General features: G+C 39.4%; 24 protein-coding genes and 1 pseudogene. 11 read left to right on the top strand and 14 right to left on the bottom strand.

What is annotated here, in order from left to right; translation table 11 throughout:
- The first annotated feature begins 78 nt into the window (after nucleotides 1–78).
- Nucleotides 79–1,319, top strand: a pseudogene (locus FK178_RS03105) (ABC transporter permease).
- Here FK178_RS03105 and FK178_RS03100 read toward each other — a convergent pair.
- From FK178_RS03100 to rpsF, 4 genes are all read right to left on the bottom strand, one after another.
- Nucleotides 1,320–1,793, bottom strand: a complete 474-nt coding sequence (locus FK178_RS03100; protein WP_146830893.1) for a DUF6495 family protein — start codon at nucleotides 1,791–1,793, stop codon at nucleotides 1,320–1,322.
- Nucleotides 1,794–1,896: 103 nt separating this feature from the next.
- Nucleotides 1,897–2,346: a 50S ribosomal protein L9 gene (gene rplI, locus FK178_RS03095; protein WP_146830891.1), complete on the bottom strand. Its 450-nt coding sequence runs from the start codon at nucleotides 2,344–2,346 to the stop codon at nucleotides 1,897–1,899.
- A 13-nt stretch (nucleotides 2,347–2,359) separates the two neighbouring features.
- Nucleotides 2,360–2,656, bottom strand: a complete 297-nt coding sequence (gene rpsR / locus FK178_RS03090; protein WP_146830889.1) for a 30S ribosomal protein S18 — start codon at nucleotides 2,654–2,656, stop codon at nucleotides 2,360–2,362.
- A gap of 2 nt (nucleotides 2,657–2,658) precedes the next feature.
- Complete coding sequence (gene rpsF / locus FK178_RS03085) at nucleotides 2,659–2,997, bottom strand: 30S ribosomal protein S6 (RefSeq protein ID WP_146830887.1); 339 nt, start codon at nucleotides 2,995–2,997, stop codon at nucleotides 2,659–2,661.
- 161 nt (nucleotides 2,998–3,158) lie between these two features.
- Between rpsF and FK178_RS03080 the strand changes: the two genes are divergently transcribed.
- On the top strand, nucleotides 3,159–3,872 hold the full coding sequence (locus FK178_RS03080; protein WP_146830885.1) for a LytR/AlgR family response regulator transcription factor: 714 nt from the start codon (nucleotides 3,159–3,161) through the stop codon (nucleotides 3,870–3,872).
- A gap of 94 nt (nucleotides 3,873–3,966) precedes the next feature.
- Here the strand turns inward: FK178_RS03080 and priA are convergent, their stop codons facing one another.
- From priA to nadC, 5 genes are all read right to left on the bottom strand, one after another.
- Nucleotides 3,967–6,420 carry a replication restart helicase PriA gene (gene priA / locus FK178_RS03075; RefSeq protein ID WP_146830883.1) on the bottom strand — a complete coding sequence of 818 codons (2,454 nt, stop codon included), beginning with the start codon at nucleotides 6,418–6,420 and terminating at the stop codon, nucleotides 3,967–3,969.
- A gap of 98 nt (nucleotides 6,421–6,518) precedes the next feature.
- A complete protein-coding gene (locus FK178_RS03070; RefSeq protein ID WP_317130378.1) occupies nucleotides 6,519–6,950 on the bottom strand; it encodes a DUF2147 domain-containing protein in 432 nt (143 codons plus the stop codon).
- Nucleotides 6,951–6,999: 49 nt separating this feature from the next.
- Nucleotides 7,000–7,560 carry a chalcone isomerase family protein gene (locus tag FK178_RS03065; RefSeq protein WP_146830881.1) on the bottom strand — a complete coding sequence of 187 codons (561 nt, stop codon included), beginning with the start codon at nucleotides 7,558–7,560 and terminating at the stop codon, nucleotides 7,000–7,002.
- A 12-nt stretch (nucleotides 7,561–7,572) separates the two neighbouring features.
- Nucleotides 7,573–8,508: a YihY/virulence factor BrkB family protein gene (locus tag FK178_RS03060; protein WP_146830879.1), complete on the bottom strand. Its 936-nt coding sequence runs from the start codon at nucleotides 8,506–8,508 to the stop codon at nucleotides 7,573–7,575.
- Nucleotides 8,509–8,511: 3 nt separating this feature from the next.
- The gene (gene nadC, locus FK178_RS03055) at nucleotides 8,512–9,369 is read right to left on the bottom strand and encodes a carboxylating nicotinate-nucleotide diphosphorylase (protein ID WP_146830877.1); all 858 of its coding nucleotides are present in this window, start codon (nucleotides 9,367–9,369) and stop codon (nucleotides 8,512–8,514) included.
- A gap of 41 nt (nucleotides 9,370–9,410) precedes the next feature.
- On the opposite strand from nadC, the gene rlmH reads away from it, so the two are divergent.
- From rlmH to FK178_RS03035, 4 genes are all read left to right on the top strand, one after another.
- Complete coding sequence (rlmH, locus tag FK178_RS03050) at nucleotides 9,411–9,884, top strand: 23S rRNA (pseudouridine(1915)-N(3))-methyltransferase RlmH (RefSeq protein ID WP_146830875.1); 474 nt, start codon at nucleotides 9,411–9,413, stop codon at nucleotides 9,882–9,884.
- A gap of 11 nt (nucleotides 9,885–9,895) precedes the next feature.
- Entirely contained in the window at nucleotides 9,896–10,468 is a 573-nt protein-coding gene (locus FK178_RS03045; RefSeq protein WP_146830873.1) for a non-canonical purine NTP diphosphatase, read from the top strand.
- A 74-nt stretch (nucleotides 10,469–10,542) separates the two neighbouring features.
- Complete coding sequence (locus FK178_RS03040; RefSeq protein WP_146830871.1) at nucleotides 10,543–12,447, top strand: DEAD/DEAH box helicase; 1,905 nt, start codon at nucleotides 10,543–10,545, stop codon at nucleotides 12,445–12,447.
- Between the two features lie 69 nt (nucleotides 12,448–12,516).
- Complete coding sequence (locus FK178_RS03035) at nucleotides 12,517–13,272, top strand: carboxypeptidase-like regulatory domain-containing protein (RefSeq protein WP_146830869.1); 756 nt, start codon at nucleotides 12,517–12,519, stop codon at nucleotides 13,270–13,272.
- A gap of 5 nt (nucleotides 13,273–13,277) precedes the next feature.
- On the opposite strand, the gene FK178_RS03030 is transcribed toward FK178_RS03035, so the two are convergent.
- The 3 genes from FK178_RS03030 to rocD all read right to left on the bottom strand — a co-directional run bounded on the left by FK178_RS03030 (nucleotide 13,278) and on the right by rocD (nucleotide 15,864).
- Nucleotides 13,278–13,847 (bottom strand): SRPBCC family protein, encoded by a 570-nt coding sequence (locus tag FK178_RS03030; protein WP_146830867.1) that lies wholly within the window; start codon nucleotides 13,845–13,847, stop codon nucleotides 13,278–13,280.
- Nucleotides 13,848–13,880: 33 nt separating this feature from the next.
- Complete coding sequence (locus FK178_RS03025) at nucleotides 13,881–14,537, bottom strand: TrmH family RNA methyltransferase (protein WP_146830865.1); 657 nt, start codon at nucleotides 14,535–14,537, stop codon at nucleotides 13,881–13,883.
- An 82-nt stretch (nucleotides 14,538–14,619) separates the two neighbouring features.
- Nucleotides 14,620–15,864 carry an ornithine--oxo-acid transaminase gene (rocD, locus tag FK178_RS03020; protein ID WP_146837424.1) on the bottom strand — a complete coding sequence of 415 codons (1,245 nt, stop codon included), beginning with the start codon at nucleotides 15,862–15,864 and terminating at the stop codon, nucleotides 14,620–14,622.
- A 320-nt stretch (nucleotides 15,865–16,184) separates the two neighbouring features.
- Between rocD and rlmD the strand changes: the two genes are divergently transcribed.
- From rlmD to FK178_RS03005, 3 genes are read left to right on the top strand one after another with little or no spacing between them, the layout of a single operon-like run.
- Nucleotides 16,185–17,594, top strand: a complete 1,410-nt coding sequence (gene rlmD / locus FK178_RS03015) for a 23S rRNA (uracil(1939)-C(5))-methyltransferase RlmD (RefSeq protein WP_146830863.1) — start codon at nucleotides 16,185–16,187, stop codon at nucleotides 17,592–17,594.
- Between the two features lie 2 nt (nucleotides 17,595–17,596).
- Complete coding sequence (locus FK178_RS03010; RefSeq protein ID WP_146830861.1) at nucleotides 17,597–18,121, top strand: DUF6452 family protein; 525 nt, start codon at nucleotides 17,597–17,599, stop codon at nucleotides 18,119–18,121.
- A complete protein-coding gene (locus FK178_RS03005; RefSeq protein ID WP_146830859.1) occupies nucleotides 18,087–18,788 on the top strand; it encodes a DUF6048 family protein in 702 nt (233 codons plus the stop codon). The genes FK178_RS03010 and FK178_RS03005 overlap by 35 nt, the downstream gene beginning before the upstream one ends.
- On the opposite strand, the gene FK178_RS03000 is transcribed toward FK178_RS03005, so the two are convergent.
- Complete coding sequence (locus FK178_RS03000; protein ID WP_146830857.1) at nucleotides 18,785–19,954, bottom strand: THUMP domain-containing class I SAM-dependent RNA methyltransferase; 1,170 nt, start codon at nucleotides 19,952–19,954, stop codon at nucleotides 18,785–18,787. The genes FK178_RS03005 and FK178_RS03000 overlap by 4 nt on opposite strands.
- A gap of 150 nt (nucleotides 19,955–20,104) precedes the next feature.
- Here FK178_RS03000 and FK178_RS02995 point away from each other — a divergent pair, with 150 nt between their 5' ends.
- Together FK178_RS02995 and FK178_RS02990 are read left to right on the top strand one after the other, a co-directional pair.
- A complete protein-coding gene (locus tag FK178_RS02995) occupies nucleotides 20,105–20,770 on the top strand; it encodes a ZIP family metal transporter (protein ID WP_146830855.1) in 666 nt (221 codons plus the stop codon).
- A gap of 3 nt (nucleotides 20,771–20,773) precedes the next feature.
- Complete coding sequence (locus FK178_RS02990; protein ID WP_146830853.1) at nucleotides 20,774–21,202, top strand: DUF4268 domain-containing protein; 429 nt, start codon at nucleotides 20,774–20,776, stop codon at nucleotides 21,200–21,202.
- 79 nt (nucleotides 21,203–21,281) lie between these two features.
- Here the strand turns inward: FK178_RS02990 and FK178_RS02985 are convergent, their stop codons facing one another.
- Nucleotides 21,282–22,232 (bottom strand): DUF4382 domain-containing protein, encoded by a 951-nt coding sequence (locus FK178_RS02985; protein ID WP_146830851.1) that lies wholly within the window; start codon nucleotides 22,230–22,232, stop codon nucleotides 21,282–21,284.
- Between the last annotated feature and the right edge of the window lie 329 nt (nucleotides 22,233–22,561).

Genomic DNA, 22,561 nt, shown 5'->3' with positions numbered 1-22,561 from the left:
TATACCAAACAATTTTCATTTTTTAAGTAACATTCTTATAAATTGGTAGTCTAATCCTGTGACCTATAGAATTTACCTATGTTCTCACTTTTCAAGGAAAATATAAGGATTGCTTTTGATTCGATTAAAAGCCAGATCCTAAGAACCATACTTACCGTACTTATCATTGCCATAGGAATAACAGCCCTGGTGGGCATTTTAAGCGCTGTAAGCGCTCTTGAAAATACTATTAGCAGTGATTTTGCATCTATGGGCGCCAACACCTTTAATTTGCAACGCTACGAGTTTACCACCCGTACCCGCGGGGGGGTGAAAGGGAAAAAATAAATCCCGTAATCTCGTACAGGGAAGTAAAGGAATTTAAGGAAACTTACGAATATCCGAATATTCAAACTTCTATTTCCTTTACCGGAACGGGCGCTGCCGAGGTCAAATACGAGGATAAAAAAACAGATCCCGAAGTTTCAATTTTTGGAGTGAATGAATTTTTCCTTTCAAATTCCGGACTCAACCTCGAGGACGGAAGGGACTTTACATATTTTGATATTCAAAACAATAACAACGTGGCGATCCTTGGTGCCGATTTTGCCAAAGGTCTTTTCAAGGATCTCAATCCAATTGATAAGACCATAAGTGTACGGGGAGTAAAATTTACGGTAATTGGAATATTGGAGTCCAAAGGGTCTACCTTTGGAAACAACCAGGACCTCCGGGTTCTGATTCCTGTTGAAATTGCCCGCTCAATTTTTACCCAACCCAACATCAATTACAATATAAGCGTAAAAGTGGGTGATAAGGAAATGATGGATGGTGCGCAGAGTGAGGCGATAATTACCTTTAGAAATATTAGAAAACTGAGCCCTGTAGAAGACAACAATTTTGGAATTGGCAGGAGTGATGATCTTATAAACCAGATATTTCAAATTACCGGCTATCTCAATGTGGCTGCCTGGATTATTTCTATAATTACCATTTTTGGTTCCTCTATCGCGCTAATGAATATCATGCTGGTATCTGTAGCAGAGCGTACCCGAGAGATTGGAATACGTAAAGCCCTGGGCGCTAAACGCAGTACCATAGCAACCCAGTTCTTTATGGAAACTGTTATTATAGGGCAATTTGGTGGCCTGCTTGGAATCATTTTTGGAATCCTTATAGGTTTCGCGGTTTCATCTGCAATTGGTTTTGCCTTTGTAACCCCATGGAGTGCTATGCTTTGGGCAACAGCCATCACCTTTTTGGTAGCAGTTCTGGCAGGAAGTTATCCTGCAAGTAAGGCCGCAAAACAGGATCCGGTTGAATCCCTGCACTACGAATAATTATTTATTCACTACCCTGTCAAAATAGTTGAATAGCTCCCCTTTTGTTATTACAGCACCCTGTTGGATAAGGGCAAATATATCTTTATTCCGGTCCTCCGTTAATGCCTTGGAGGATGTATAAAGATTCACGGCATCATCCATAAGATTTTTCTGAAGCCACTGGTAGCCTTGTAGTGTGGTGATATCTATGGCTTCGTTATTTACTTTTACCGCAATAAGGTGGATTTCCACCTGTGTAATATGAAACAGGAACATCTGGTTAGGTGAAAAATGCTCCAGATGGGTAACTTTATCCAGTACCCCTTCCCAAATAAGGTCACTGAAAACATCCAGTTCTTCTTCAGCAACTTCGGGTTTCTGAGTTTTTATTTCTTCCCACTCCCCCGCTGTTATAGATTGAGAAGCAAGGAAATTGATAAATTCCTGGTGCAATTCCTCCAGTTGTTCTTTTGTAAGGCGCGTGTATTTCATTTGTACAAAATATATTATTAGTCTGCCGTGCCCGGCGGTCAAAGTCTTTTAAACAGAAAAGCCTACTCGGTTGGAGTAGGCTTTTATGATATTCATTGTATGATTATGCTTCAGCAACAACCGCAAAGGAGAAGTTAGCGATCACTTCACGGTGAAAACGTAAAGTTGCTTCGTACTGTCCTAAACGCTTAATGTTACCACCTGCAATGCTAATGTATTTTTTCTCCAGTTCAATACCTTCTTTTGAAAGGGCTTCAGCCAGATCAGCATCAGTAATAGATCCAAACATTTTGTCTCCACCACCTGCTTTTGCAGTAAGTTTAAGATCAAGACCGTTAAGTTTAGCGGCCTGTTTCTTAGCTTCATCAATATTCTTTTGCTCTTTATAAGCGCGTTGCTTAATAGTTTCAGCAAGGGCTTTTTTAGCAGAGGGGGTTGCAAGTGATGCATACCCTTGAGGAATTAAGAAGTTACGTGCATAACCGTGTTTAACAGTCACCACATCATCTTTAAATCCTAAATTCTCTACGTCTTTTCTAAGTATCAATTCCATAATTGCCTCTTAATTATTTTAATAAATCGCCAACATACGGCATTAATGCTAAATGACGCGCGCGTTTTACCGCCACAGCCGTTTTACGCTGATATTTTAAAGAAGTTCCTGTTAAACGACGTGGTAAAAGTTTTCCCTGCTCGTTTACAAAACTCATTAAAAAGTCCGGATCCTTGTAATCGATATATTTAATACCGGATCTTTTGAACCTACAATACTTTTTAGTCTTGTTGGTCTCTATGTTAAGAGGAGTAAGATACCTGATCTCTCCGTCTTTTTTTCCTTTTGCTTGTTGTTCAATAGATGACATAACTACGCTTTTTCTTTGTTTCTGTTTCTTCTCTTTTCTGCCCAGGCGATCGCATGCTTATCTAACCGTACAGTAAGGTAACGCATCATGCGCTCTTCTCTTCTAAATTCTACTTCAAGAGGATTGATAACCTCTCCCGGAGCTTTGAATTCAAATAAATGGTAAAAACCACTTTTTTTGTGTTGAATTGGGTAAGCCAGTTTTTTAAGCCCCCAATTTTCTTTGGATACCATCTCAGCACCGTTAGAAACAAGAAAATCTTCGTATTTCTTTACTGTTTCCTTTATCTGGTCATCAGATAAAACGGGATTCAAGATGAAAACAGTTTCATAATGATTCATAAAAATATGATTTAAATTAATTGGCTGCAAAAGTAACATCTTTTTTTATATCTACAAAGTCTTTCCTCTACGGTAAACTACAAATTTTGACGATGAAATTCAGTATTATCTTGTTTTAATAAAATTTTATACCTAATATTGTTTATACTTAACCTTTTGTCGTGGAAGAAACTCTACTTAAATGTGCTGTGGTTGATGACTCAAGTTTACAACGTTTATCCCTTGTAAAATTGATCAAAGACCATCCCAATTTAAAATTGGTAGCCGAATACAATAATGCGATTGAAACTAAGAACGGCCTGCTTGACACAGAGGTTGATCTTATTTTCCTTGATATTGAAATGCCTATTCTCACAGGTTTTGAATTATTAGATGATCTTCCCAATAAACCACAAATCATTTTTGTTACCGGAAAGACCAAATATGCCTTCAAAGCTTTTGATTATGATGCGGTAGACTATATTCATAAACCCGTGAACAGGGAACGATTTAATAATGCTGTTTCCAAAGCAATTAATCTTTATAATTTAAAACACAATGGCACTCCTATAGAAGATGAGAATTTCATCTTTGTGAAAAGTAATTTAAAGAACCGGAAGGTATTTTTAAATAAGCTTAAATATATTGAGGCCCTGGGGGATTATGTAAAATTTGTAACAGAGAAAGATACTTTTGTAGTTCTTGCTACTATGAAATCTTTTGAAAACCAATTACCTCCTGAGCAATTTTTACGAATTCACAAATCCTATATTGTGAACCTGGAGAAAGTAGAGCGATACAACAGTAAGAATATCGAAATAGATAAACAACAATTACCACTAAGCAGGCATAAAAAATCCAATCTAATTGAAGCTTTAAGTGCAATGCAGGATTAGATCCACTTAAAATAAAGGGAATTTAAAATATTCGGCCCCCTATAGCCGGATTTTTTTGTTTCTAACCGTTACCTTTTGATATTTTCAATCCTTCTTAATAAGGATCTACATTTATAATTACCCGCACACTTCTCCATGCTCCTATGGCCTTAAAACTTGCAAGCAATTTTTCAATATAAGTTTTGGTCTTTCCCAGGGATTGATGTGGAGGAATTTTGAGCAGGATGTTCTTATAGTATTCATTGCGTATTCGGGCAACCGGAGGAAATTCCGGCCCCAGTACATTTTCCCTGAAGGATATACTCAAACCTTTCGCCAGCCAATCTGCCGCATCATTGGTTTTTGAATAATCCCTGCTTTTTAATGTGAATTTTATAAGCTTGTAGTATGGCGGATACTGGTATTGATACCTGTCCTCCAATTGTTCCCTGTACATACCTTCATAATCATTGGTAGACACCTGTTTCACAATCTGGTGGTGAGGATTGTAGGTTTGGATCAATACCTTCCCCCTGCTTTGGGTTCTTCCTGCCCTTCCTGCTACCTGCAACATTAACTGGAAGCTTCTCTCATGCGCCCTGAAATCGGGGAAATTAAGCAGGGTATCTGCATTCATGATCCCTACCAACTTAACTTTTCTAAAATCCAAGCCTTTACTAAGCATTTGCGTTCCTACCAATATATCAATGGTTTCCTGCTCAAATGCGCTTATTATTTTTTGATGCCCGTATTTTCCCCGGGTAGTGTCAAAATCCATCCTTCCAATTTTAGCATCAGGGAGCAGGGCTTTGAGTTCTGTTTCAATTTGCTCTGTTCCAAATCCTTTGGTGGTAAGCTCAATACTATCACAGGCCATACACTGTTGTTGCATTGCCATATGATAACCGCAGTAATGGCAGCGCAATTGGTTGCTGTGCTGATGAAAGGTGAGGCTCACATCACAGTTGGGACATTGTGGGGAATGGCCGCAGGTAGTGCATTCCAGAATGGGAGAATAACCCCGGCGGTTCTGAAAAAGGATCACCTGTTCCCCTTCGGCCAGGGAAATTTTGATCTCTTCCAGTAACCGGTCAGAGAAATGGCCGGTCATTTGTTTTTTCCGGTATTTTTCCTTGATGTCTACAATTTCTATTTCTGGCAGCAGTACATTCCCAAATCTCCGGTTTAAAGTGACCAGCCGGTATTTATTATGAGTAGCATTAAAATAAGATTCCAGAGAGGGCGTAGCGCTCCCCATTATCAAATGGGCTTTATGCATCTTTGCCAGCACCACGGCTGCATCCCTGGCATTGTACCGGGGGGCGGGATCAAATTGCTTAAATGTGGTCTCATGTTCCTCATCTACCACAATAAGCCCAAGATCCTGAAACGGCAGAAACAACGAAGACCTGGCGCCCAAAATTATCCTGGCCTTGTCCTTATCATTTAATACATTGGAATACACTTCCATACGTTCATTGACGGAATATTTACTGTGGTACACCTGGACCTGATCTCCAAAATAAGCCTGAAGCCGCGCGACAAGCTGAGAGGTAAGTGCAATTTCAGGAAGCAGATATAAGGCCTGTTTACCCCGGGCTATTACCTGTTCAATAAGCTTCATGTAAATTTCGGTCTTGCCCGAAGATGTGATGCCGTGAAGCAGGCACACTTCATCCTCTGTAAAAATGTTTTCTATTGAATCCAAGGCTTCCTGTTGCCATTCATTCAACTGAATGTTGGTGTTGGAAATTTCACCGTCAAACTGTACCCTGTCTGTTTGAATATGATATTCATCAAAAACCCCTTTATCTATTAAGGTTTTTATTACCGCTGTGGAGGTTTTGCTTGCTGCGGAAAGATCCTTCAGCTTCACCGGTTTTTTAGACTGGGCCCGGAAACTGAACCAACTTAACACCGCGTCCCGCTGTTTGGGAGCATTGCTAAGATCATCCAGAAGTTTATGCATTTCAGCTTCCGAAGAAAATTTTTCGGCCAGCCTTACATAACGAGTCAATTTAGGCTTATACTGCTCAAAAATTTCCTGATTTACTACTAACGCCTTTCTTGAAACCAGGCTGTTTATTACCGGAAGAACCGTTTTTTTATCCAGCAATTGCATAACTTCCTGTATCCTTAGGGAAGATTGGGTTTGCAGGGCTTCAACAATTATATATTCCTGATCATTTAGCTCAAGTTCTCCTAAATCAAAATGCGGAGTTAATTGAATAAGCGTTTCACTTTCCAGCAAATATCCGCCCGGTAAAGCCGCTTTTAGCACTTCTCCCTCGGCACACATGTAATACCCGGAGATCCAGGCCCAAAGTTCGAGCTGGTGTGAGGTTACCACAGCGGCTTCATCCAAAATTTGCTCTATGGGTTTAGCTTCATATAATTGGGGAGCGTTGTTATGAATCGCCGCCACTATTCCTGTATATATCCTGGTCTTACCAAAGGGCACCGCAACCCGCATGCCTGGTTTTAAAAATTCTGCTTCTTCCTGCGAAACCGAATATGTAAAACGTCTGTCTAAGGGAAGTGGGAGGATGATATCTAGGTAAAAACTCATAAAGGTTTTTGGTTGAAGACAAATTTAAACTTCTTTTATTATCAAATAAAAAAACCACTCCTTATTTAAGAGTGGTTTTTCCATTATTTTTTAAAAAATTACTGAGCGCGGTGCCAGGTTTGGGTCTTATAGAAAAAGGCGATATACCCCCTTACTTTAAGTCTGTCGGGATTTGTTTCATCAATCCAGATCTTGGATTTATATTGCTTCCCGGTTTTTGGATCTGTAATCAAACCGTTTACATATTCATTCCCGCTCTTTTCAAACCCTTTCATCAATTCCAGGCCTTCAATAGGTTGATCCTTTAGCTCGCCATCACAGTTATTACATAACTGGTCCCTATCCTCTTCTTTTATTATTCTCACTACCTTTCCATGCGCTGCACCATCTTCTTCATAAATCTCTATTATGGAATTTGGTTTTCCCGTCTCTTCATTAATGGTATGCCACTTACCAAATATAGACTGAGCCTGGAGATTGACACCACCCAGAATAAATAGTAATAAAAATATATTCTTCATCTTCTTCATCACCCTAAATTTAAATTAGTTAATTAAGCTATTTTGATTTTAAGGGGGATTACTTCCCTAACATTCCGTTCTTAAGTTTTTTATCGGCCGGGTTATCAGATAACCAGATCCCGAATAAAGCCTTTTTAAAAGCCATTCCTTTGATTCTTCCCAATTCCTTCCCGTTTTTATATACTACTACTCCTTTGGAAGGAAAGTAAACCAGATCAAAGACATCATTTATTTTAATTTCTTCCTTAAAAAATCCTTTAAACCTTTCAATTTCGTTCTTTAAAGATGCTGTATTACCATTTGTAGAATTCTCAAAACCTTCATTAATTGCATCTATCATTCTATCACTGGTAATCATTTTAGATACCATATGCAATTTAATTGCCATAGACTCATTTTCGGCAATAATGGCCTTGGCATTGCTCGATTTGGAATCAAGATAAAGAGCACCAGCGTACATATCCATCCAAAACTTTTCTCTAACACCTACTCCATTTAGTACCAGAGCCTCTCCCTCAAAATTAACATTGTTAGGCAAGGTTGCACCACCGGCTTTTGTTTGGGCTGGAGCAACTGCAATGAAAGTAAGACTAAGAAAAAGGAATAAGAAATTTTTCATGTTTTAGTATAGTTAAGTTAGATCGTTAAAATTCTTCCGCAATTTATTCAATGATGCATTAAGTTCAAAACCTAAAAGCAGCACATTTGAATTAAGCCATATATAAACCATTAGAACCAGCAGCGCCCCTATAGAACCATACAATTCATTATAATTTGAAAAATTCGTTATATATAAACCAAACAAAAATGTGGTTAATATAATAAGAAGGGTGGTGAATAATGCCCCAACCGAAAAGAAGCTGGATTGCCTCCCCTCCCTTGTTCCAAAATAATATAAAGTTGCCACTGCAATATATACCAGTATTATAAAAGTCGCATAGGACATTAGCTGCGCCGTGAATAGATCTTTAAAAATGAAACCAAGATCCTGCAGGTCATCTACCGCATATGTCAAATAAACCGCTACTATTACTGTAAGAAGCAACAACAATGCCATGATAACCGAAACCCCTATAGCTATAAGGTATTGCCTCAATATGGAACGGTTAACATGCGTATGATATGAAAATTCAAAGCCGGTAAATATCGCATTTACACCATTGGTCATTAAGAATAATGACAATAAAAAGGTGAAAGACAACAGCCCGGCTCTGGGAGTACTGGCGATATCATAGAATATATCATTAAAAGCTTCAGAGGTTGTGGGTGGCATAAGAGAATCCATAAACACCAGGAAATGCAATTGGAAATCATCTATAAAATTGATATAGGGAATCAGGTTTAGAATGAAGATCAAAAAAGGAAAAATGGCCATAAAAAAACTAAAAGCGATCGCACTTGCCCTGGTAGAGAAGGTTCCTTCAATAATACCATTTAGGTAAATAGCCCAAAGATCAAAGAAAGTAAGCCCCTCCATTCCGGGGAGTATGATTTTACTGGTCTTACGCTCCCAAAATTTTGAGATCCTTTCCAGAACACTTATTTTCTTGGTTTCATTGGACACCATTCACTATACTGCTTTTAAACTTAAGTCCATATTGTAAATGGAATGGGTAAGCGCCCCACTGGATACAAAATCTACCCCGCAATTGGCATAGGTTTTTACCGTTTCCAGAGTTATTCCCCCGCTGGACTCGGTTTGGCATCTTTTATTGATCAATTCTACCGCTTTTCTTGTCTCTTCAAAACTAAAATTATCAATAAGGATCCTGTGAATCCCATCATGTTGTAAAATTTCTTCTATTTCGTTGAGGTTTCTTGCTTCAACTATGATCTTTAAATCGAGGTTTTTCTCCTGTAAATAGATTTTGGTTTTTTGGATTGCCTGGCTTATTCCTCCGGCAAAATCTATATGATTGTCTTTTAACATGATCATATCATATAAGGCAAAACGGTGATTTTCGCCGCCTCCAATTCGTACGGCCCATTTTTCCAGGGCGCGAATACCTGGTGTGGTCTTCCGGGTATCCAGGATCTTTGTATTAGTACCTTTCAACTTTTCAGCAAATTCATTGGCCTTGGTGGCGATTGCACTCATACGTTGCATAGCATTTAACACCAGTCTTTCGGCCATCAGGATAGATCTTGAAGATCCTTCCACATAAAACACCACATCCTTTTTCTTCACAGGTTGCCCATCCTCAATAAGTGTTTCTACCTTGAGGTCTTTATCAATATAGGCAAAGACCATTTTAGCAAATTCTACCCCGGCTATGATCCCGTTATCTTTCACCAGTAATTTGGCTTTTCCCCGGGCATCTGCAGGGATACAGGCAAGAGAACTGTGATCTCCTTCTCCTACGTCTTCGCGTACGGCATTGGATATAATTATTTCAATTTCCTTATCAAATTGTGCTTGTGAGATCATTGCAATAGTTATTTTTGTAAATGTAGCAAAGTCTAGGTAAAATGACCATAAAATTACTGGCGATAGGTAAAACAGATGATCCTGCTCTTCAGGACCTTACTGATATTTATATAAAACGCCTTCAGTTCTATAACAAATTTGAGGTAGAAATCATCCCGGATATTAAAAAGGCCAAAAATCTGGATGAGAATCAACAGAAACAAAAAGAAGGAGAACTCATTCTTGCAAAACTCTCTACATCAGATCACGTGGTGCTGTTGGATGAAAACGGAAAACAATATTCTTCTGTAGATTTTTCTGAATTTCTTCAGAAGCGAACGAACTCTGGTTTAAAGCAACTTATATTCGTGATTGGGGGACCTTATGGCTTTTCTGCAGACCTTTACCGGCGTGCCGATTCCAAATTGTCTTTGTCAAAAATGACCTTTTCGCACCAAATGGTACGCCTGTTTTTTACAGAGCAGGTTTACCGGGCTTATACCATACTAAAAAATGAACCCTACCATCACAGGTAAAATTTCCCATTATGAAAATTGTTTTTGCCACACATAATTTCAACAAATTGCAGGAAGTACAGGCTATGATGCCTTCTTCCATAGAACTGGTTTCCCTGGACGATATTGGCTGCGATGAAGACATCCCTGAAACCGCTGCCACCATTGAGGAAAATGCAATTTTGAAAGCCACTTACGTAAAATCAAACTATAATAAAGATTGTTTTGCAGATGATACGGGACTGGAAGTGGAGGCTTTGAATGGCGAACCCGGGGTACACTCTGCCCGTTACGCCGGTGAAGGAAGGAATAATGAGGATAATATAGACAAGCTACTTTTACAACTGGAAGGAAAAACAAATCGCCGTGCACAATTCAAAACCGTGATCGCTCTAAACCTGGACGAGGAAAGAAATTTGTTTACCGGGATTTGTACCGGGGTTATTACCCGGGAAAGGCGGGGAAATAAGGGTTTTGGATACGATGCTGTATTTCAGCCAGATGGAAGTACAAAAACCTTTGCTGAAATGGATGCCCAGGAAAAAGGCGCCATTAGTCATCGCGGAATTGCCCTCCGGGATCTCATAGAATACCTCTCAAAATAAGCCTTTTTATTCGTGTAAAATTCTGCAATAAGCTGTAAACTAATGCTTACCTTTGCAACTTATTAAAATTTTATATGAATAAATTTGAACAATTAGGATTAAATCCTGCTCTACTTAAAGCCATTGAGGATATGGGCTTTGAAAGCCCGAGTGAAGTACAGGAAAAAGCGATCCCTATTTTATTGCAAAAAGACACCGATATGGTGGCCCTTGCACAAACTGGTACAGGAAAAACTGCTGCTTTTGGTTTTCCACTCATTCAAAAGATCAACGCTGAAAGTAGACAAACTCAAGGATTAATTCTTTCCCCAACCCGGGAATTGTGTTTACAAATCACCAACGAGCTTAAAAATTATGCAAAACATACTCCGGGATTGCACACTGTTGCAATTTATGGAGGAGCAAGTATTACAGATCAGGCCAAACTTATCCAGAGAGGCGCACAAATTATTGTGGCCACTCCCGGAAGGATGCAGGATATGATCAACCGGAGAATGGTTGATATCTCAAAAATTGAATATTGTATCCTTGATGAGGCAGATGAGATGCTTAACATGGGATTCTTTGAAGATATCACCGCAATTTTGTCGCATACTCCTAAAGAGAAGCACACCTGGTTGTTTTCTGCGACCATGCCTCAGGAAGTTTCAACCATTGCCAAGAAATTCATGCGTACTCCTGTAGAGATCACGGTTGGTAACAAAAACCAGGGTACTGCAAATGTTTCTCATGAATACTATGCAGTAAATTCCAGAGACCGTTACTCGGCCCTTAAACGTCTTGCCGATGCCAATCCGGATATCTTCTCGGTTGTTTTTTGTAGAACCAAAAGGGATACTCAAAAAGTTGCCGAGCAATTAATTGAAGATGGATACAATGCCGCGGCATTGCATGGAGATCTAAGCCAGAACCAGAGAGACCTGGTAATGAAAAGTTTCAGAGGCCGCCAGATCCAGATGCTGGTTGCAACAGATGTTGCAGCCCGTGGGATAGATGTAGATGATATTACACACGTAATACATTACCAGTTGCCAGATGAGCCTGAGATCTATACCCACCGTAGCGGTAGAACAGGACGTGCAGGGAAAAGCGGGGTTTCTATGGTAATTATGACCAAGAGTGAATTACGTAAAATTAAAAGTATTGAACGAATTATAAAGCAGCCATTTGAGCAAAAGGAAATTCCCGATGGAATGGAAATTTGCAGGGTACAGCTTTATCATTTGGCAAATGATATTAAGGACACCAAGATGAACCACGATCTTGATCCTTACCTTCCGGGAATTGAAGAAGTACTTCAGGATTTCACCAAGGAAGAACTTATTAAAAAAGTATTTTCGGTAGAATTCACCAGGTTCTTTAATTATTACAAGAACTCATCAGATCTTAACGCGAAAATCTCAGGTTCAAGGGAGGATAGTTCTGCCGGTGGTGGAGACAGCACCCGTTTCTTTATCAATGTAGGTAGTAAAGATGATTTTGACTGGATGACCTTAAAGGACTTTTTAAAGGCCACACTTGATCTTGGAAGAGATGATGTATTCAGGGTTGATGTTAAAGAGAGCTTTGCCTTCTTCAACACAAATTCTGAGATCGCAGATAGGGTTCTTTCTACATTCGAGAACTTTCAACATCAGGGAAGACGCATTAGCGTTGAAGTTTCCCAGGATGGTGGCGGTGGCGGGAGGTCTGCCGGCAGAAGCCGTAAGCCAAGAGGTGGTGGCGACTTTAAACCCCGCAGCGGCGAAAAACGCGGCGGCGGTGATTTCAAACCCAGAGGCGAAAGAAGCGGCGGGGGCGATTTCAAATCCCGCGGTGAAAGAAGTAGCGGTGGTGCACGGTCAACTTCAGATTCAGGTGGCAGAAGAAGGACCAGCAAACCTTTTGAAGGAGGTGGTGATAAAGCTGCCGGAAAGGACGGAAGCCGGAAAAAGAACATTGAAAGTTCTGTAAACCGCAGAAAGTCAAGAAGGTCTTAAAAAAATAAAACAAGGGGATGAGTTTGGTACAATATTTACTATAACTTATCCCCTTTGTATTTCATCTTTATGAGACTATATACTACCCTCATTTTTTTATTTCTTATTATTTCCAACAGCATGGCGCAGGACACCCGGGTCTCAGGAACCGTATTGAACGCTGCAAACGATCTGCCTTTGGAAAATGTGAACCTGGTAAACTTAAATCAGGTGAAAGGTACTACAACCAATACCAACGGCTATTTTGAAATCAATGCCGCGGTAAATGATACCCTTTATTTTTCTTATCTCGGTTTTAAAACCATCCAGGTAAGAGTTACGAATGACTGGATGAAATACGGGGAAGTAAAGGTGAAAATGACCGAAATAGGAATAGCTCTGGAAGAAGTAGTAGTTAAACCCATTCAATTAACAGGCTATCTTGAAATTGATGCCAAAAACATCCCCATTTACGAAAATTACCGGTATAGCATATCGGGCTTAAATGCAGGTTATGAGGCAGGAGAATACTCCCCCACTGCAGCAGGAAAGATCCTTGGATCTATTTTCAATCCGGCAGATGCGCTTTACAATATTTTTGGCCAGAAGCCAAAACAAATGAGAAAACTAAGGCAAATGAAGGATGATGATGAAATTAGAAATTTATTGCAAAATAAGTTTGACCGTCAAACCCTTGCCGCAGTACTTCAAATAACCCAGGTAGATATAGATGAAATTTTGGCAAGATGTAATTACTCCCTGGATTTTGCACGTACGGCAAATGATCTTCAAATCCTTGATGCAATAAGTGGCTGTTATGAAGAGTACAGGGTTCTTAAACGATAGGCAGTTTAAAGAATTTCTTTGTTTTCCGGTATAACCGCTCTTTCATTCTTTGCCTCCAAAATACTTTTTATTTTTTTGAGACCGGTTTCAAGGTCCTGCCCATAGGCCTTATCAACAGGATGGATAAGAGCCATTACTGAAAATGGAAATACAAGGCCACCCCGTATTCCCCAAACCATTTTGGTCTTATTCTCGTCTATTTCCTTTAATCCCTTGTATTCCAGTAAAACCATTCTAAAAGGTTTGACTAACAGGAACCTGGTTTCAATTATTTTACCCTGGTGAATTTTTACAATTTTTTGGGTTCCTTCATAAAAATGTTTATGCCCTTTCCAGTAGAGCAAGGCATCGGCCTTCCCATCTTCCCCTTTATATTTCAACACCCCTTTAAAATCCTTTTCAAACCAGGGCATCCATAATTTCTCCTTTTTTAACTGTCTCACAAAATTAAAGACTTCTTCTTTAGGGCGATTTATTACAACGGTACGGCTTATATCAAATTCTTTTTTAGCCCAGGCGTGTAGAAAAGCAAAAAAGGTGATGATTGCAATAAAAATGTAAAATATTAATGTCATCAAATCTGGGTTAGGGAAAATAAATATAGAAAATTACGCATTATCCTGAAACCTTTTAATTAATTCAGGTAAATTTTTAAAAGTTTTGCTTAACCAGTCATATTTAAGTGCATTTTTCTCATTTTCAGTAAGTTCCCATTTAATATTACTCTCTTTTATTTTTTGAGTTAGATGTTGCAGAATAATTGCTGCGGAAACTGATATATTCAAACTATCTGTAAATCCCATCATTGGTATCTTTAGAAATGCATCGGCAGCTGTTATTACCTCCTGGGAAAGTCCGTCTTTTTCGGTTCCAAAAAATATGGCCGAGGGTTTTGAAATGTCGAAATCGGCGAGGTTCACCGCCTTCCCATGGGGTATGGTGGCAACAATTTGATAGCCATTCTCCTTTAAGTGGGTAATACATTCTGCACTGGAATGGTGCCTGTTAAGACTCACCCATTTTTGAGCACCCATGGCTATTTCCCTGTCAATCTTTTTCCTGTTCCTCTCCTCTATCACATGAATATTCTGCACCCCAAAAACATCACAACTTCTTATTACCGCGCTGGTATTATGAAGCTGATACACATCTTCTGTAGCAACCGTAAAATGATTGGTTCTTTGGGCAATCACTTTATTGAATAATTCCCTGCGCCCGGGAGTTAGGAATTCTTCTAAAAACTTAACCAGTTCAGGATTCAGCATTAATTTCTTAAGTTAATATATTATAAAAAGAGCCATCCCTAAATTCCGGGATAGCTCTTAATATGCTTATAAATTAAATATTTTATTTTTCAAACTCCCGCAGGGTCTTGGTTATAATGTTTACACAATCATTAAGTTCCTCTTCCTTCATGACCAGGGGAGGTGCAAACCTAATGATATTTCCGTGCGTTGGTTTTGCAAGCAACCCATTTTCCTTTAAGGCCAAACAAATTTCCCAGGCTGTTGAACTTTCCTCGGTATCATTTATCACAATTGCATTAAGCAAACCTTTCCCTCTCACAAGGCTCACAATATTTGAACTTCGTATGTAATCATTCATTTTTCTGCGGAAGAGATTCCCAAGCTTTTCGGCATTTTCAGCCAGGTTTTCCTCTTTTATTACTGTAAGCGCAGCAGTTGCAACGGCACAAGCCACAGGGTTACCTCCAAAGGTAGAACCATGCTGCCCGGGCTTTATCACGTTCATGATCTCATCATCTGCCAATACTGCTGAAACCGGATATACTCCACCTGAGATTGCTTTTCCAAGGATTATAATATCGGGGCGCACATTTTCGTGATCAACCGCAAGAAGTTTTCCGGTTCGGGCTATTCCTGTTTGAACTTCATCTGCAATAAAAAGCACATTGTGTTTTTCACAAAGCTCTTTGGCGCGGGAGAGATAACCTTCCGCAGGAACATATACCCCTGCTTCTCCCTGTATAGGTTCCACTAAAAATGCCGCAATATTCTTGTTGTTCTTTAGGGTTTCCTCCAGGGCATCCACATCGTTATAAGGTATTTTTAAAAAACCCGGAGTGTAGGGCCCAAAATTCTTACGGGCACCTTCATCATTGGAAAAGGAGATAATTGTAGTTGTCCTTCCGTGGAAATTATTTTCACATACAATGATCTGTGCTGCTGTTTCTTCTACCCCCTTTTTCTCATAAGCCCATTTTCTCGCAATTTTAATGGCGGTCTCCACCGCTTCAGCTCCCGTATTCATAGGTAGCAATTTGTCATACCCAAAATATTCTGTAGCAAATTTCTCGAAAGGCCCCAGTACATCATTATAAAATGCACGGGAGGTAAGACCTAATTTAGTAGCCTGCTCATATAAAGCTCCCACTATCTTTGGATGGCAATGTCCCTGGTTAACAGCCGAGTAGGCTGAAAGAAAATCATAATATTTTTTTCCTTCCACATCCCAAACGTGTACACCTTCTCCTTTTGTAAGAACAACAGGTAAGGGGTGATAGTTATGAGCCCCGTATTTGTCTTCAAGTTCAATAGCCTTTTGTGATGATGTGATCTTTTCTAATAGCATTTTCATGTATTTTATTAGTTGAAACTCTTAATTCCTTCTTTAAAATTCCCGGTTAAAGGAACGTTTAATGGGAGAGAAATCATCCTGAAGTTTCGCAAAATTACCTAATATTCATGTAAATTCCTTATAGTTGGATAGAAGATTCCCAGGACTACAGAAATTGCCAAAAATCCTGCAGCGCAAAATTTACTGCCTAAGTTTTGATCAATTTGGAATACGGGTGTTTACTTATTAAAAAGCTTCCCGGAACAACTAAGAAAAATTCCAAATTTGACCCATATAATATTCCTAATCCTTTTTCAAAAGATTATTTTTGCGCTATGCGTAGAAAGAAACAAAATATATTATTTGAAAATTTAGAAGTTACCGGCGCGGGCGCAAAAGGCAAAAGTATTGCAAAAGCACCCGATGGTAAGGTGATCTTTATAAATAATGCCGTTCCTGGTGATATTGCCGATATTAGGACCACTAAAAAGAAACGTTCCTTCCACGAAGGAACAGCAGTGACTATCCACGAATATTCCAGCAAACGTGTAGAACCGGTTTGCCAGCATTTTGGAACCTGCGGAGGTTGTAAATGGCAAAATATGGGGTATGAACACCAGCTTTTTTACAAACAACAGGAAGTTGAAAATAATTTACGCAGGATTGGTAAGATCGAATTGCCTCCTGTTACCCCTATCCTGGGAAGTGAAGATATTTATTTTTACCGCAATAAAATGGAATTCTCCTTTAGCGACAGCCGTTGGCTAACTCTGGAGGAAATTAAAAGCGACCGGGATTTCAGCGATAAAAATGCTCTTGGATTTCATATTCCGGGCATGTGGGACAAGATCCTGGACATACAAAAATGCCATTTGCAGGCAGATCCCAGCAATGCAATCAGGAATTTTGTTAAGGATTTTGCCAATAAGAATGAAATTTCCTTTTTCAATACCCGCGACCAATATGGTCTATTGCGTACCTTAATGATACGTACTTCCTCCAACGGGGAACTTATGGTGGTGGTGCAGTTCTTTGAAGATGATACCGTGAAGCGTGAGTTATTACTGGACAATATCGCGCTAAACTTTCCTGAAATCACCTCTTTGCAATACGTGGTGAACCCAAAAGGCAATGATACAATCTATGATCAGGAAGTGATATGTTATAAAGGCAGGGACCATATTTTTGAAGAAATGGAAGGTCTTAAATTTAAGATCAATGCAAAATCCTTTTATCAGACGAATTCCAAACAGGCCTATGAGTTATATAAAATAACCCGGGATTATGCCCAGCTTACAGGAGAAGAACTGGTATATGACCTTTACACAGGGACGGGAACGATAGCCCAGTTTGTAGCGAAAAATGCCAAAAAAGTAGTGGGAATAGAAGCTGTTCCGGTGGCAATTGAAGATGCAAAGGAAAATGCCAAAAGGAATAATATTGAGAATACCCAATTCTATGCGGGAGATATGCGAAAGGTATTTACCAAAGAATTCATAGCCGAACATGGGAAGCCGGATGTTATCATTACAGACCCTCCCAGGGATGGTATGCACAAGGATGTAATTGATCAAATAATTGGTATCTTGCCTCAACGCATTGTATATGTAAGCTGTAACTCGGCTACGCAGGCACGTGACCTTGAATTGCTGGATCAACATTACAAGGTTACCAGAGTGCGTCCTGTTGATATGTTTCCGCAAACCTTTCACGTAGAGAATGTAGTATGTTTAGAAAAAAGATAAAAGTGGGGATTTCAAAAAGCCTGTTATGGCTTTTACTCGGATTTTTCCTTCAGCTGAACGTTGGATGCCAGCGGGATGACATTTGTCCGCAATCTACTCCCACCACCCCAATGCTGAATGTCTCATTTGTTGATTCCCAAGATCCTGAAATTCCTAAACCTCCTGTAAATCTTACGGTAAGGGCGGTTTTCTTTGATACCATAATCCAGTTCCGCGGAAATGAATCTACATTGCGCCTGCCATTAAGACTGGATTCGCAGGCCACGGAATATGAGTTTATATTGAACGCACCGGCGGTTCCGGAAGAAGGAGAAGAAGCACCCGAAGATATTTCCAACCGGGACTTTATAACATTTTCCTATACCCCGGAACAAATTTATACGAACAGAGCCTGCGGTTTTAAAGTAAATTTCCTGAACCTTACTGCACAGCTTGAAGGAGATGGCACTCCCTGGATCAATACCATTATAGTAGAAGAAGAAAATATAGAAAATGAAACAGACACTCATATTATTATCTACCATTAGTATTTTTTTCTTTTTTACTACCAGCCTGCAGGCACAAACGCCGGCAGATACTATTCCCTATAAGGAAAGATTTGGTTTACGGGTAGGAATAGACCTGAGTAAACCATTGCGTACCCTTTTAGATGAAGATTACAGGGGCCTGGAAATTTTGGGTGATTACAGGGTATATAAAAATTATTATATCGCGGCAGAATTAGGGAATGAGCAACTCCCTTTTGATGCTGATAATGTAAGGGTAACAGCAAACGGAAGTTATATCAAGTTGGGTGTAGATTATAATGCTTATGATAACTGGGCGGGTATGGAAAATGTGATCTTTGCCGGGTTACGATACGGGTTTTCTACTTTTTCACAAACCCTGGAAGAATACCAGATCTATTCAGTAAACCAATACTTCCCCCCCACAAGGATTGAAGGGCCTTTTGAAACTTCGGGCCTTACAGCCAGTTGGGTAGAATTCATTTTAGGTATAAAAGTGGAACTATTGCGCAATCTTTACCTTGGTGGAAATCTTCAGCTAAAAAGAAGAATTAGCCAGTCAACGCCGGCTAATTTTGACAATCTTGTAATCCCGGGATTCAACAGGACTTATGATGGCAGTGCTTTTGGAGTTGGGTATGGATATAACATTTCATATTTGATCCCCTTGTACAAAAAAGCTAACTAACTCTCCCGGTTCTCCAGTTTATGGATCTTCTTGGTCCCTTCATAGATCTCATATTTCAAAAATTTAGACTCCAGGGCACCGTTAAATAACTTTATTTTACGGGAAGGGCGTAGGCCCACGTGTTTAATAGCATCAAGATTTGAGGTTATGAACCAGGCTTCTGTACCCGGATAATTCTGTTTAAGGGTATCCCCTATTCTTTTATAGAAAACCGGCATGTTAACATCCAGTCTTTCCCCGTAAGGAGGATTGAACACCATATGTAAATGCCTTTCCAGCTGTTTTTCGCTTTCAAAGAAATCCTGCTGCTCTACCTTAATGAACTCAGAAAGATTCGCATTTTCAATATTGTCTATGGCTTTATGTACAGCAGACGGCGCAGTATCATAACCGGTGATGGTAAAATGAAAGTCCCTGAACTTTTTAAGTACAGATTCTTCAATTTTTTCATACAGGTCTACATCCCAATCCTTCCATTTTTCAAAAGCAAATTCCTTCCTGTTTAAATTCGGAGGAATATTGGCGGCAATCATAGCGGCTTCGATAAGAATAGTACCGCTCCCGCACATTGGATCAAGGAAATCACATTGCCCGTCCCACCCGGAAAGCAGCAGCAATCCTGCGGCAAGAACTTCGTTGATGGGTGCAATATTTGTTGCCGTTTTATAACCTCTTTTATGAAGGGATTGCCCGGAACTGTCAAAAGAGAGGTTACAGTAATCATTTTCTATATGAACATTCACCCGCAGGGTTGGAAAATCAAGGTCAACATCGGGCCTTTCCCCAAATTTATCGCGAAACCTGTCCACAATAGCATCCTTGGTTTTTTGGGCAATATATTTGGAATGGGTAAATTTTTCAGAATGAACGGTTGCATCAATCGCAAGAGTATCGGTTACTTCCATGAACTCCTCCCAGGGCAGGGCGTTCACTTCCCTGTAAAGATCATCTTCAGATTTAATCCTGAAAGATTTAAATGGTTTTAAAATTTTGATGGCAGTGCGCAGGCATAAATTTGCCTTATACATAAAACCTTTATCGCCTACAAACCGAACATTTCGAGTTCCCTCTGTAATATCCATTGCACCAAGATCCCTTAACTCCTTCGCCAGAAGTGGCTCAAACCCAAATAAAGTTTTGGCCACCATCTCAAAATTATTTCCCATTTTATAAATTTCTAGAACCGCAAAAATACATTAATTTTGTGCCAAATAATAATTAGCAATCACGCACATTGGCCTAAATCGGGGAGTTTCGGAAATTTATTAATAGTTAGGATCCCGACTGCCTGTAAGGAAATTATTTAAACCACTTTAATGATCTATATTCTACCCCTGCTTTCTGTAGTAGTTGGCTTTATAATTTCTCTTTTTTTAAAACCATCCAATTCCCGGAAGTTTCAACTGCTCCTTTCCTTTAGTGGGGCCTACCTGCTTTCGGTAACAGTATTTGAATTATTACCGGATGTTTATAGTACCGGTGAAAGCGTTGGGATCTTTATAATGGCCGGACTTTTATTACAAATCCTTTTGGAATTTATTTCCAAGGGCGTGGAGCACGGTCATATGCATCTTGATAAGACCACCAACAAATTCCCGTTGTTATTATTGATAAGTTTAAGCATACATTCCCTCCTGGAAGGATTTCCCCTGGAACAAAGCCACCATCTCCTTACGGGAGTAGTAATTCACAAAATACCGGTAGCAGCAATACTCGCGGCATTTCTTTTAAATTCCAACATAGGAAAGCCCCGCGCAATTCTTTTCCTGGTATTATTCGCAATTATGACACCCCTTGGAAGCTGGCTGCAGGCCAATTTTGAGGGAATATTAAAATATAGCACATACATTAACGCAATGGTTATTGGTATCTTTCTTCACGTTTCTACCACTATCCTTTTCGAAGCTTCAAAAAACCACTCCTTCAATGCCTCAAAACTTGGTGTTATTGTCTTCGGAATTTTACTCGCTTATTTACTTTAACCAATGTTCAGCAGGGAAGAAGCGAAAAAGGTTAGGGAAGAATTCTGGATAAATTTCGGTAAAAATTATCCCCGAAAATGGGTACTCTACGATACTAAAATTAAAGAGGTCCAACTAAAATTTAATTTTGATTCCAATGTGGCCCAGGTTTCCCTGGATGTGAGTTCAGGGGATGAAGTAATTCGCGCTTATTATTATGAGAAGATGTGTATGCTGAAAAATATCCTTTTAACCGAATATCTCCCCGATGCTATTTTTGAGGAACATTATGATTTACCAGAGGGCAAAGTGATCTCAAGGATCTACACCGAACTTAAGGGAGTAAACATTTACCGAAAGACAGACTGGCCGAAGGTACAGGAATTTTTTAATGAACAAATGCAACTGCTGGAATCATTTTTTCTTGAATATAAAGATATCATTGATTCCTAATCACAATCGAATATTTGATTGAATTAAAATAAAAAACCACCCTTGCGGGTGGTTTATCAAATCAAAAAAGATATATAGCTTATAAGCCCAGAAGTCCTATAAGTATGATCTCCAATTCTACATTCCCGCCTGCTTCAACAGAAACGTCAGACAGATCTATAGAAGTGGTTGATGTAGCCTCTATCTCACCCTGAAGTTCCAATTGACCGTTATTATTATCGGCATAGGAAATAAAATGCAGTTCATAATCACCTTCTTCAATAAAGTGAAGTTCAAAATCTCCATTTGCTTCCTGCACCTTTGCACTGCTTACCGCATTGGCAAATAAAACACCTTCAGCATTAGCCTGGGCTTCTGTTTCTGTATAAGTTCCTTTTTCATAGGCAAATACCAGCATAGATTCAGATTGGGTCGTTCCAAAATCACTTACAGTACCGGTAATGCTTCCTGCATCCAGGCTGTTTACAGCACGTATGCTATTGGATAACTGAGTGTCACTTACAAACTCATAATTTCCTTCTCCTGTAGATACAATGCTCTTTCGCAGATCGAAATCCAGGATGATCTGGTTCTCATTGTTTTCCCATATTTCAACATCATCTTTCACCGCAATTTCCCCCGCAGTGCTTACAAGAGCTATTTTCTCACCACTATTGGTTAAGATATAATTCCCGGGAGCAACACCGTTCACATCTGTATCATTATCCAGGATTAGACTTATTTGGCTTGTAGTTCCGCTCTCAAGTTCCAGATCCCCTAAAAGGAAAGTATCGCCATTTTGTAAACTACTTACATTAACAGTTGTTTTTTCAAAACCTTCAATACTTTTACCGTTCACCTTTACTCCGGTAACGGTTATGAAAGCAGCCTCTACTTCAGCATTATCAATGGGAGCATCGGTTAAATACACCTCTGTTTTATAGGTTTGGCCATCAGGTTCCCCTGTTTCCATATCATCTTCAGAACATGAAACGGCCAGTCCCATACTTAAAATTAAAAATCCTGTTTTGAACAAATTCTTTACATTCATACTTTAAAATTTTTGTCGCTTTTGCAACGGTTATTAATAATGGTAATTTGGGTTTTGCGCACCCCGCGCAGGTAATTGTATGAATCTATATAAGGTAATTTATGTTCAGTTCTAGAACGAAGTCAAACTGGCACTATTACATTCAGGCGTACGTTTAACAAGACCTTAACACCTTAAAACAGCACAATTTACTGGTTCAAAGTAATTTATAAAAAAGTATTTCTGGTAGAGTGATTATTGAGAATGCCATAAGATTTCATTCCGCCGGGATAGTAATTTTCTTTTAAAATGCAGCAGATTTTTAAATCAGTATAGTGTTAGGTTTATCT

Source organism: Antarcticibacterium arcticum, from assembly GCF_007993795.1.
In the GTDB taxonomy this organism is placed as follows: domain Bacteria; phylum Bacteroidota; class Bacteroidia; order Flavobacteriales; family Flavobacteriaceae; genus Gillisia; species Gillisia arctica.
Note: the sequence above shows the minus strand (reverse complement) of the source record. Positions and strands in the feature narration are given on the sequence as shown.